Source organism: Tabrizicola sp., from assembly GCF_031377265.1.
In the GTDB taxonomy this organism is placed as follows: domain Bacteria; phylum Pseudomonadota; class Alphaproteobacteria; order Rhodobacterales; family Rhodobacteraceae; genus JAUYQR01.
Genome location: NZ_JANMET010000113.1, coordinates 1 through 6,822 on the forward strand (window position 1 = coordinate 1; position 6,822 = coordinate 6,822).

The window sequence follows — 6,822 nt, forward strand, 5'->3', positions numbered from 1 at the left end:
TTCACTGGCCGCAGATTCAGATGCAGTCCGGCACCACCGGGATCAACATTCCCCGCATCTACAACCCGGTGAAGCAAGGGCAGGATCATGACCCGAGCGGCGTTTTCACCCGCCGCTGGGTGCCGGAGCTTGGCCCGGTTCCTGATGCATTCCTGCAGCAGCCGTGGAAATGGCCGGACGCCGCACGGTTGCTGGGGCGCCGCTACCCCGAGCCGGTCATTGACGTCACTTCCGCTGCCCGCGCCGCCCGTGAGGCGATCTGGTCCGCCCGGCGCGGGCCCGGTTTCGCGGATGAGGCCGCGCGCATCGTTCTGCGCCACGCCAGCCGTGCCGATGCCGGATTTGTCAGCGACCGTACCCCGCGCGCCAGACCGATGAGCGCACAGTTGAGCCTGGATCTTTGACATGCCGCGCGGGATGAAGAAAGCTGACCTGCCCGCAAAGATTTGCGCCACCTGTGGCAAGCCTTTCGTCTGGCGCAAGATATGGGAAAAGGTCTGGGATGAGGTGAAGTATTGTTCGGATCGGTGTCGCAGCCGAAAACCCGCAAAACCCTGACCTGACGGCCTCAATCCGCACCAATGTGGTGCGCCAGCTTGCCAAGGGTCTGCATCCCGAGTTCGACCGCTCCAAACGCCTTGGCCTGCCGGTAGTCTTCGGCAGTGGCCAAAACCATGGACAGCGTCACCCTTGTGGTGTCACCAAGGCTTTCGAACACGACAAAGGCGTCGGCATGTTTTGGCCCGTTCTCGCCCCGGTGAAGCGTATATTCGATGCGCTTTTCGGGGTCGACCAACCCATAGCGGTGATGGTTGGGATAGACCGTGCCATCCGGGCCAATCATGTCAAACACCCATTCGCCACCCGGACGCAGGTCGATCCGCGTGGTGCGGCAGGAATAGCCGTCCGGTCCCCACCACAGCGGCAGGGTTTCGGAGTTCATCCAGGCACCCCAGACCACCTTGACCGGGGCCCGTATCACCCGTTCCAGCACCATCGTGCGGTCACCAGCATCAGCAGTCATCGGGTGTCTCCATCAGTTTCATCACGTGATCTTCCAGCCGGTCGAACCGCGCCTCCCACTGGGCGCGTTGTTCGTCCATCCAGCCGCGCACCGGGTCCAGCGCCGTTGGCACCAGCGTGCAGGACCGCACCCGTCCGTCTTTCGCGGTGGCGATAAGCCCCGCCGCCTCCAGCACCGAAAGATGCCGCAGGATGGTGGGCAAACGCAGTCTCGTGGGCGCAGCCAGTGCCGTCACCGCAGCTGGCCCCTTGGTCAGCCGCGACAGCATCGCCCGACGCGTGGGGTCGGACAGGGCGTGCAACAGCAGGGACAGGTCGGGATCATGCTTAGCCATATCACTAAGTATCATCATCGACCAAGGCATGCAAGGAAAACAAAGCCAGTCAGCTAAGCATCAGCTTCCATTCCTTGCGCCAGCTGCTTTGCCGCGATGGGATGCACTCGCGCAAGACCGGTCATTGCGCCGCGCCGCCGCCCAGCTTAATTGTGTGCCATTGCATACTGGAGACGTGAGATGACCACGCGCGTGACGAAATCGGGGCTGGCCGTGGACACGACGTTGGCCACTTTCATCGAGACGCAGGCCCTGCCCGGCACCGGCATTTTACCGGCACGCTTCTGGTCCGGCCTCGCCGCCGCAGTTGACGCTATTGGCCCGCGCATCCGGGATGCGCTTGCCCGCCGCCATGCGCTGCAAACCGCCATCGACGGCTGGCACCGTGCCCGGATAGGCCAGGCGCATGACGCCGGTGCCTACCACGCCTTTCTGACGGAAATCGGCTACCTCGTCCCGGAAGACCCTGATTTCGCTATTGAAACCACCGGCACCGACCCCGAAATCGCCTGCCTTCCCGGCCCGCAGCTTGTCGTCCCGGTGACGAACGCCCGCTACGCGCTTAATGCCGCCAATGCCCGCTGGGGCAGCCTGTATGACGCGCTGTATGGGACAGATGCGCTGGGTGATCTGCCGTCGGGGGCGGCCTATGAACCCGCCCGTGGCAGCCGCGTCATCGCTTGGGGCCGCGCCTTTCTGGATGACAGCGTGCCCTTGGCCGAAGGATCGCACGCCGACGCGCCGCGTTACGCGATCGCAGGCGGCGCCCTGCATCCGGCCCTGAAGGACCCCGCCCAGTTGGCGGGCTATCGTGGCCCTGCAGATGCGCCGAACGCGATCTTGTTGCAGAACCATGGTCTGCACATCGTCCTGCGGATCGACCCCGGCCACCGCATTGGCGCGCAGGATCGCGCCGGTGTGGCCGACATCCGGCTGGAGGCGGCGCTGTCCGCCATCATGGATCTGGAAGACAGCATCGCCGCCGTCGATGCCGAAGACAAAGTGGCGGCCTATTCCAACTGGCTTGGCCTGATGCGCGGCGATCTTGAGGAGCTGCTGGAAAAGAATGGTCGCACCATCACCCGCCGCCTTGCCCCGGATTTCGACTTCACCGCCCGGGATGGCAACGCACACAGCCTGAAGGGCCGCGCCCTGATGCTGGTGCGCAACGTCGGTCACCTGATGACCACCCCTGCCGTGCTTGACCCCGAGGGGCGCGAAATGTCCGAAGGCGTGCTTGACGCCTTTGTCACCACGCTTTGCGCGCTGCATGACCTGCACAAGACCGATGGCCCACGCAATTCGCAGCATGGATCGGTCTATGTGGTGAAACCAAAGATGCATGGGCCGAACGAGGTGGCGATCACCGATGATCTGTTCGCCATGGTCGAAGATACGCTCGCCCTGCCCCGCAACACGGTGAAGCTTGGCATCATGGACGAGGAACGCCGCACCAGCGCCAACCTCAAGGAATGCATCCGCGCCGCCAAGACCCGTGTCGCCTTCATCAACACCGGCTTCCTTGACCGGACCGGGGACGAAATTCACACCTCGATGGAAGCCGGGCCGATGGTGCCGAAGGGCGAAATGAAGGCGCAGACCTGGATCAAGGCCTACGAGGATCGCAATGTTGACATCGGGCTTGCCTGTGGCCTGCGTGGCCGTGCCCAGATCGGCAAGGGCATGTGGGCAATCCCGGATCAGATGGCGGCGATGCTGGCGCAGAAGATTGCGCATCCGCAAGCCGGGGCCAGTTGTGCCTGGGTCCCTTCGCCCACCGCCGCTACGCTGCATGCAACGCATTACCACCGCGTCGACGTGCATGCCCGGCAAGCCGAGATTGCAGCTGAAGGGTCCCGCGCCAGCCTTGACCAGCTTTTGACCCTGCCGCTGGCGATCGGCACCAACTGGTCGCCCGATGCGATCCGGCAAGAGGTCGAGAACAACGCGCAGGGCATCCTCGGCTACGTGGTGCGCTGGGTCGATCAGGGGATCGGCTGCTCCAAGGTGCCCGACATTCACGACGTCGGCCTAATGGAAGACCGCGCCACCTGCCGCATCTCGTCGCAAGCGCTGGCGAACTGGCTGCACCACGGCGTGATCTTGGAAGCCGACGTGACGAAAGCATTGCGCAAGATGGCCGGGGTGGTTGACCGCCAGAACGCCCACGACCCCGCCTATCGCCCGATGGCACCGCGATTTGACGGCCCGGCGTTCCTGGCCGCCTGTGATCTGGTGTTCAACGGGCGCGCGCAGCCCTCGGGCTATACCGAACCGGTGCTTCATGCGGCGCGGCTTGAGGCCAAGGCCGGGCGCTAGTTGCCCGGTCCTTGTAACATGTTCTTCGGCTAAGACGCCCGTTAACCGATATCCAGCGCAATCGCATGCACCCGCGTATTCAGATCGCCCAGCGCTTGATGCACGGCGCGGTGGCGCGCAACCCGGTTCATCGATGCAAACCCGGCGGCGCGGATGACGATGCGAAAGTGGCTTTCGCCAGTGCCGTCATCACCCGAATGGCCGGCGTGCATGTGGCTTTCGTTCACCACGTCGAGCCTGTCGGGGGCAAAGACGGCGGTCAGTCGCGCCTCGATTTCGTCCTTCACGGCGATTTTCACAATGGCCCCCTTCAATCCGGCTCAGAAAGCCCTAAACTCTCAGCCCCGAGTCGGAAAGGCCGCTTCGCCTGTGCCGCGCTTCGGGATCCGCTTGAAAGGCCTGTTTATGTCAAACCGCACTCCCTTCGAATTCGACATCCGCGTTGCGTCGGACAAGAAGCGCAAGAAAACCGGACGTCGCGGGATGTCTGGCGCTTTTGACACCTCAAGCAAGCCTTGCGACTATCCGGACTGCAAGGAAACCGGTGCCTACCGCGCGCCGAAATCGCCTGATCTGCTGGATGAGTTCTACTGGTTCTGCAAGGATCACATCCGGGAATACAATCTGAAATGGAATTTCTTTCAGGGCACCACGGACGATGAATTTCAGAAGTTCATCGACAAGGACCGGGTCTGGGGCCGCGAAACCAAGCCGTTCAGCCAGAAGGACGATGGCCGCGCCTGGGCCCGGCTGGGGGTGAACGATCCGATGTCGCTGCTGGGGTCAAACGCCACCCAAAACCCGGGCAAGGGCGGCCTCACCTCCAACGCGACGCGCAAACTGCCGCCGACCGAGCGAAAGGCGGTGGACATTCTTGATGCGCGCGACACCTGGACGAAGACCGAGATCCGCCAGCAGTACAAATCGTTGGTCAAGGATCTGCATCCCGACATGAACGGCGGCGACCGTAGTGATGAGGAACGCTTGCAAGAGGTGGTCTGGGCATGGGACCAGATCAAGGACTCTCGCTATTTCCGGGAATGACGGCTGCCGGTTGCGAACCCCAACGATTCGCAACCGGGCAGCATTAAACCAGTCTGCACCGTTAGCTTGGGCGCCGAGTTTCAGGCGACCTTGAACACCATCGCGACCCCGTTCATGCAATAGCGCTTGCCCGTCGGCTCCGGCCCGTCATCGAACACATGGCCCAAATGCCCGCCACAGCGACGGCAATGCACCTCGGTCCGGCTGCCGAAAAGACCCGGATCTTCTTTGGTGCGCACGGCATTGGGCAAGGGTTCAAAGAACGAAGGCCAGCCAGTGCCGCTGTCATACTTGGCGTCAGACGCATAGAGCGGCAGGTCGCAGCCCGCACAGTGGAATGTGCCCTTGCGGTGTTCGTTGTCCAGCGGGCTGGACCCGGCCGGTTCAGTATCTTCTTCGCGCAAGACACTGAACTGCGCGTCGGTCAGACGGGCCCGCCATTCTGCTTCGGTCAAGGTGACCTCAAAGCTTTGAGCCCGCGCCATGGGGGCAGCAAACATCGCGCTGACGGTGATCAGAAAGTGGCGGCGTTTCATCCGTTGTTCCTTTGCATGGGGCCATTGCAGCCCATTCAAGCGATCTTACGCCGAAGGAACGCAGCCTCTCAGGGCAAAGTTGCGATTTCACGCAAATGCGATGCTACGTGATCCTGCCCCTTCCCCTTGAACCCCCCCGAGATATGTTCCAAAGATCGCAGGTTGACGTGACGAGCGCAAAAGAGATGGGCGACAGAATGCTGGATCAGGCAGTGAAACCGACCGAGGAAATATCAGTCCGCGAGGTTTTCGGGATCGACACCGATATGAAGGTTCGCGCCTTTGCCGAGCGTGGCGACCGCGTGCCGGATATCGACCCGACTTACAAATTCGACCCGGACACGACATTGGCGATCCTTGCGGGGTTTCAGTACAATCGTCGCGTGATGATCCAAGGCTACCATGGCACCGGCAAGTCGACGCATATCGAACAGGTAGGCGCCCACCTCAACTGGCCCACCGTGCGGGTCAACCTTGACAGTCACATCAGCCGGATCGACCTGATCGGCAAGGACGCGATCAAGCTGCGCGATGGCAAGCAGGTGACCGAATTTCACGAAGGCATCCTGCCGTGGGCGCTGCGCAACCCCGTCGCTATCGTGTTCGATGAATACGATGCGGGCCGCGCCGATGTGATGTTCGTGATTCAGCGGGTGCTGGAACATGACGGCAAGCTGACGCTGCTTGATCAGAACGAAATCATCACGCCGAACCCCTATTTCCGGCTGTTCGCCACCTCGAACACCGTAGGTCTTGGCGATACGACCGGCCTTTACCACGGCACGCAGCAGATCAATCAGGCGCAGATGGACCGCTGGTCCCTCGTCGCCACGCTGAACTACCTCAGCCATGACGCCGAAGCAGCCATCGTTCTGGCGAAAAGCCCGCATTACAACACCGAAAAGGGCCGCAAGGTGATCAACCAGATGGTCACGGTCGCCGACCTGACCCGCACGGCCTTCATGAACGGCGATCTTTCCACCGTCATGTCGCCCCGCACCGTCATCACCTGGGCACAGAACGCGGAGATTTTCCGCAACGTGGGATACGCCTTCCGCCTTACATTCCTGAACAAATGCGACGAACTGGAACGCCAGACCGTCGCCGAGTTTTACCAGCGCTGTTTTGCCGAAGAACTGCCGGAAAGTGCGGCAAGCATGGCGATGAAGTGATGCGGTGGGCGGCCCTCGCCCTCGCGTTCATCGCCCCCGCCCTCGCCGCCGAAGACCCCGCCCTCTACCCCGCCGCGCAATGCGCGGCGCTGTGGTTCGGGCAGGATGACTATGCGCGCGCCTCGACCCTGCTCGACCGCGATCCGCAGGATCTGCACCTCGCGGAAGCGTTCCGGCAGGTCGCCCTCCGCCAGACCACCCAAAGCCCCGAAGTCATAAACGATTTCATCAAAAAGCAGCGCCCGATCATGGCCTTCATGGTCGAGGCCTACATCTTCGGCGGCGACCGGCAAAGCCGCGATGTGTATGAGACGCTGATGCAAGACTGCGCCGTTTTCGCCGCCACCCAGCCCGAAACCAAAGCCCTACGGTAGGGCGGGGTTCACCCCGCCG

General features: G+C 62.5%; 10 protein-coding genes. 6 read left to right on the forward strand and 4 right to left on the reverse strand.

The features are described from left to right. Together RMO18_RS06645 and RMO18_RS06650 are read left to right on the forward strand one after the other, a co-directional pair. Window positions 1-404: FAD-binding domain-containing protein (locus tag RMO18_RS06645; RefSeq protein ID WP_309664722.1), on the forward strand; the 404-nt coding region annotated here is incomplete at its 5' end. 13 nt (window positions 405-417) lie between these two features. Next, window positions 418-558: a DUF2256 domain-containing protein gene (locus RMO18_RS06650; RefSeq protein ID WP_309664724.1), complete on the forward strand. Its 141-nt coding sequence runs from the start codon at window positions 418-420 to the stop codon at window positions 556-558. 10 nt (window positions 559-568) lie between these two features. On the opposite strand, the gene RMO18_RS06655 is transcribed toward RMO18_RS06650, so the two are convergent. Continuing rightward, entirely contained in the window at window positions 569-1,024 is a 456-nt protein-coding gene (locus tag RMO18_RS06655; protein WP_309664725.1) for an SRPBCC domain-containing protein, read from the reverse strand. Then, window positions 1,014-1,358 (reverse strand): metalloregulator ArsR/SmtB family transcription factor, encoded by a 345-nt coding sequence (locus RMO18_RS06660; RefSeq protein WP_309664726.1) that lies wholly within the window; start codon window positions 1,356-1,358, stop codon window positions 1,014-1,016. The genes RMO18_RS06655 and RMO18_RS06660 overlap by 11 nt, the downstream gene beginning before the upstream one ends. Window positions 1,359-1,538: 180 nt before the next feature. Here RMO18_RS06660 and RMO18_RS06665 point away from each other — a divergent pair, with 180 nt between their 5' ends. Next, window positions 1,539-3,677 (forward strand): malate synthase G, encoded by a 2,139-nt coding sequence (locus RMO18_RS06665; protein ID WP_309664728.1) that lies wholly within the window; start codon window positions 1,539-1,541, stop codon window positions 3,675-3,677. Between the two features lie 41 nt (window positions 3,678-3,718). On the opposite strand, the gene RMO18_RS06670 is transcribed toward RMO18_RS06665, so the two are convergent. Continuing rightward, window positions 3,719-3,976 (reverse strand): BolA family protein, encoded by a 258-nt coding sequence (locus RMO18_RS06670; protein ID WP_405054018.1) that lies wholly within the window; start codon window positions 3,974-3,976, stop codon window positions 3,719-3,721. Window positions 3,977-4,082: 106 nt separating this feature from the next. Between RMO18_RS06670 and RMO18_RS06675 the strand changes: the two genes are divergently transcribed. Then, window positions 4,083-4,721 (forward strand): J domain-containing protein, encoded by a 639-nt coding sequence (locus RMO18_RS06675; protein WP_309664730.1) that lies wholly within the window; start codon window positions 4,083-4,085, stop codon window positions 4,719-4,721. Window positions 4,722-4,801: 80 nt separating this feature from the next. Here RMO18_RS06675 and msrB read toward each other — a convergent pair whose 3' ends face one another. Then, entirely contained in the window at window positions 4,802-5,257 is a 456-nt protein-coding gene (gene msrB / locus RMO18_RS06680; protein WP_309664732.1) for a peptide-methionine (R)-S-oxide reductase MsrB, read from the reverse strand. Between the two features lie 185 nt (window positions 5,258-5,442). Here msrB and cobS point away from each other — a divergent pair, with 185 nt between their 5' ends. Continuing rightward, on the forward strand, window positions 5,443-6,429 hold the full coding sequence (cobS, locus tag RMO18_RS06685; protein ID WP_309664738.1) for a cobaltochelatase subunit CobS: 987 nt from the start codon (window positions 5,443-5,445) through the stop codon (window positions 6,427-6,429). Continuing rightward, complete coding sequence (locus tag RMO18_RS06690; RefSeq protein ID WP_309664735.1) at window positions 6,429-6,803, forward strand: hypothetical protein; 375 nt, start codon at window positions 6,429-6,431, stop codon at window positions 6,801-6,803. Before cobS ends, RMO18_RS06690 begins: the two co-directional genes overlap by 1 nt. Window positions 6,804-6,822: the final 19 nt, after the last annotated feature.

Coding starts and splice junctions, on each gene's coding strand:
- RMO18_RS06650 (WP_309664724.1), top strand. CDS start 418: ATGAAGAAAGCTGACCTGCCCGCAAAGATTTGCGCCACCTGTGGCAAG.
- RMO18_RS06655 (WP_309664725.1), bottom strand. CDS start 1,024: ATGACTGCTGATGCTGGTGACCGCACGATGGTGCTGGAACGGGTGATA.
- RMO18_RS06660 (WP_309664726.1), bottom strand. CDS start 1,358: ATGGCTAAGCATGATCCCGACCTGTCCCTGCTGTTGCACGCCCTGTCC.
- RMO18_RS06665 (WP_309664728.1), top strand. CDS start 1,539: ATGACCACGCGCGTGACGAAATCGGGGCTGGCCGTGGACACGACGTTG.
- RMO18_RS06675 (WP_309664730.1), top strand. CDS start 4,083: ATGTCAAACCGCACTCCCTTCGAATTCGACATCCGCGTTGCGTCGGAC.
- msrB (WP_309664732.1), bottom strand. CDS start 5,257: ATGAAACGCCGCCACTTTCTGATCACCGTCAGCGCGATGTTTGCTGCC.
- cobS (WP_309664738.1), top strand. CDS start 5,443: ATGGGCGACAGAATGCTGGATCAGGCAGTGAAACCGACCGAGGAAATA.
- RMO18_RS06690 (WP_309664735.1), top strand. CDS start 6,429: ATGCGGTGGGCGGCCCTCGCCCTCGCGTTCATCGCCCCCGCCCTCGCC.